This is a genomic window from Gammaproteobacteria bacterium, from assembly GCA_028817255.1.
GTDB lineage: Bacteria > Pseudomonadota > Gammaproteobacteria > Porifericomitales > Porifericomitaceae > Porifericomes > Porifericomes azotivorans.
Genome location: JAPPQA010000119.1, coordinates 1 through 2732, shown reverse-complemented (window position 1 = coordinate 2732; position 2732 = coordinate 1). Strand labels below are relative to the sequence as shown.

General features: G+C 64.3%; 2 protein-coding genes. Both read left to right on the top strand.

The window, feature by feature from the left end:
• The first annotated feature begins 257 nt into the window (after window positions 1-257).
• Window positions 258-1130, top strand: a complete 873-nt coding sequence (locus OXU43_05380; GenBank protein ID MDD9824584.1) for an NADP-dependent methylenetetrahydromethanopterin/methylenetetrahydrofolate dehydrogenase — start codon at window positions 258-260, stop codon at window positions 1128-1130.
• A 31-nt stretch (window positions 1131-1161) separates the two neighbouring features.
• Window positions 1162-2487: a hypothetical protein gene (locus tag OXU43_05375; GenBank protein MDD9824583.1), complete on the top strand. Its 1326-nt coding sequence runs from the start codon at window positions 1162-1164 to the stop codon at window positions 2485-2487.
• The last annotated feature ends 245 nt before the right edge of the window (window positions 2488-2732 follow it).

The following is a 2732-nucleotide window of genomic DNA, read 5'->3' as shown; positions in this document are numbered from 1 at the left end:
GGGGAGTGATGCATATGATCCGCTTTTCTTGTCCTCGATTGCGTAACGGCTTGCCCGCTCCGTACATCTATCGCACATTATCGAATCCTATGGCATAATTGCGGTTTAACGCGAGCCGACACGCCTCGAGCGCAGAGCAAAGAGGGGCGGTTGGGGGCGGTTTTCACGACGCAAAGTAACGGAGGGTCAAGCCAGGCGGCATGCTTAGCGCCGCCGGCAGGCAAGCGGGGAATCTACACGGCACAATGGCCGCAACAATGAAAAAGCTTCTGCTGCAACTCGACACCGACGCGCATCCTTCCACCTTCGACACCATCGTGGCCTATGACGGCGGCGCCGACGCCGTGATCCGTTGCGGCGGAGCCAACCTGGAAAACGTAGGCGGAATGGTGGACGGCGCGATATTCACGCGCGGTCCCAAGGCAAAACGCAACACCGCCATATTCGTTGGCGGCAGCGTCATGGCCGAGGGGGAGCAGTTGTTCAATGCGGTACGGGATTATTTCTTCGCGGACTTCCGGGTCTCCGTCATGCTGGACAGCAACGGCAGCAATACCACGGCGGCGGCGGCCGTCATCCGCATGCTGGAAAGCGCCCCGGCAAAAGGAAAGCGGGCGGTGGTCCTGGCCGGAACGGGACCGGTAGGGCAACGTGCCGCGGCCATGTTGGCGAAAGAAGGCGCCCAGGTAGCGTTGACGTCCCGGCACAAAGAACACGCCGAACAGACCTGCCAGCGCATTAGCGAACGCTTCGGCGTCGAAGTCGAGCCGATAGTGGCTCCCACCTCCAAGGATCGAATGAAGGCCATCGCCGACGCGCAACTCGTCCTGGCGGCCGGCGCCGGCGGCGTGGAGCTGCTGGAGGAAGAACACTGGAGCAAAAACTCGAATATCGAAGTCATGGCAGATGCGAACGCCAGTCCGCCGCTGGGAATTGCCGGCACGCAGTTGCGGGACCAGGGAGAGCCGCGGCATGGTAAAATGATATGGGGGTCCATTGGCTTTGGCTCGCTGAAGCTGGCTTTACACCGCCATTGCATAGGCTACTTGTTTCACAGCAATACCGAGGTGTTCGATGCAGAACGGATCTATACAACCGGAAAAGAACTTGCCGCAACGAAAAAGATCTGAACCAAGGGCTTGGCCCAGGCAAGCGGCGGCGTTGCCGGGGCTTGTCCTCGCCGCCCTGCTGCTCCCGGGCGCGGCGCCGCCCGCCCAGGCCGCCGACATCGCGGAGGCCAAAAACGCCTACCTGGCCGCGGACTACCCAACGGCCCTGTCCATCCTGCGGCCGCTAGCCGAAAAAGGGAACGGCGAGGCGCAGATGCTGCTGGCGCTGATGTACGACAACGGCCAGGGCGTTCCCAAGGACGTGGCCCAGGCAAGCACATGGCTGAGCAAGGCGGCGGAGCAGGGCCTCCCGAACGCGCAATACGACATCGGCCTGCGCTATTACCAGGGCCGGGGCGTAGAACAAAGCTACCAGAAAGCGGCCGAGTGGTGGGAAAAAGCGGCGGCAGGCAATGTCCCCGACGCTCAGTTCAACCTGGGATTGATGTACTACCGGGGGCTGGGCCTGATCCAGGATTTCACCCGCGCCAGGGAACTGTTCCAGCGGGCGGCGGGACAAGGACACGACCACGCGCAATACAGCTTGGCAGTCATGTATGCCTTCGGCTACGGGACCACCAGGGATTACATCACCGCCCACAGATTGTTCCAGCAGGCCGCCAACCGCGGCGTCGCCCAGGCACAGTACAACCTGGGCGTGTTCTACGAAAACGGCTACGGCACGAACAAGGATCTGGGAGAAGCAAAGCGCTGGTACCGCCTGGCGGCGGCGCAGAACCTGGATCAGGCGCGGGAGCGACTGCAAAAGATAGAAGGCGGCGGCGTGGCTGCGGCGGAACCCGCGCCCGTCACGCCGCTCCCGGCCCCCACCTCCCAGGCGCCGCCGCCACCTCCGCCGCCGCCTCCGCCGCCGCCCCCGGTCGCAACAGCCACCCCGCCGATAGCCGCGCCGGTGCCGCCTCCGCCGGCGCCGCGGCAACCGCAAGCGACGACCAGCCCGCCCCTTCCCAGGCCGGCACCGGCACCTGTACCGGCACTGGCACCGGCACCTGTACCGGCGGTGCCGGCTGCGCCGGCGCCGCAGCTGCCCGCCACGGCGGCCAGTACGCCCTCCGACGTGATCCAGCGCGAGGACTGGGTACGGCAACAGCCCGACAACTACTACACCTTGCAGGTCGTCAGCGTGACCGACGAGATCAGCGTACTGAACTTCCTGAACCGCTATCAGTGGAGCGGCGAAGTCGCCTATGCGCAGGTACAGGTCAAGGGGCAACTCCGTTACAACGGCTTCTACGGCGTCTATGCCAACCGCGCCGGCGCGCAACATGCGATCACCACCCTGCCGGCGGTATTGCAGAAAAACAAACCATGGCCCAGGAAGTTTTCCGAGATCCGGACGTTGCTGGCGACCCCTTAACCCATACCCTTCTCGGCCACGCACTGGCGCGGAAACCGGCGGGCGGATATGGCCGCCCATTCCCGCGCCCCCACCCTGCCATTCCTGTGTCCCACCTCGTCATTCCGGCTTTCGAGGGTGTGGACTTTGTGGACGGCGTGGACAGGGGGCAGTGGCGGTCCCCCATCCCGCCATTCCCGCGCCCCTCCGCCATTCCTGTGCCCCACCTCGTCATTCCGGCGAAAGCCGGAATCCAGTGAATAATG

Bases quoted from the DNA above. Each gene is read 5' to 3' on its own strand.
- OXU43_05380 (MDD9824584.1), top strand. From the start codon at position 258: ATGAAAAAGCTTCTGCTGCAACTCGACACCGACGCGCATCCTTCCACC.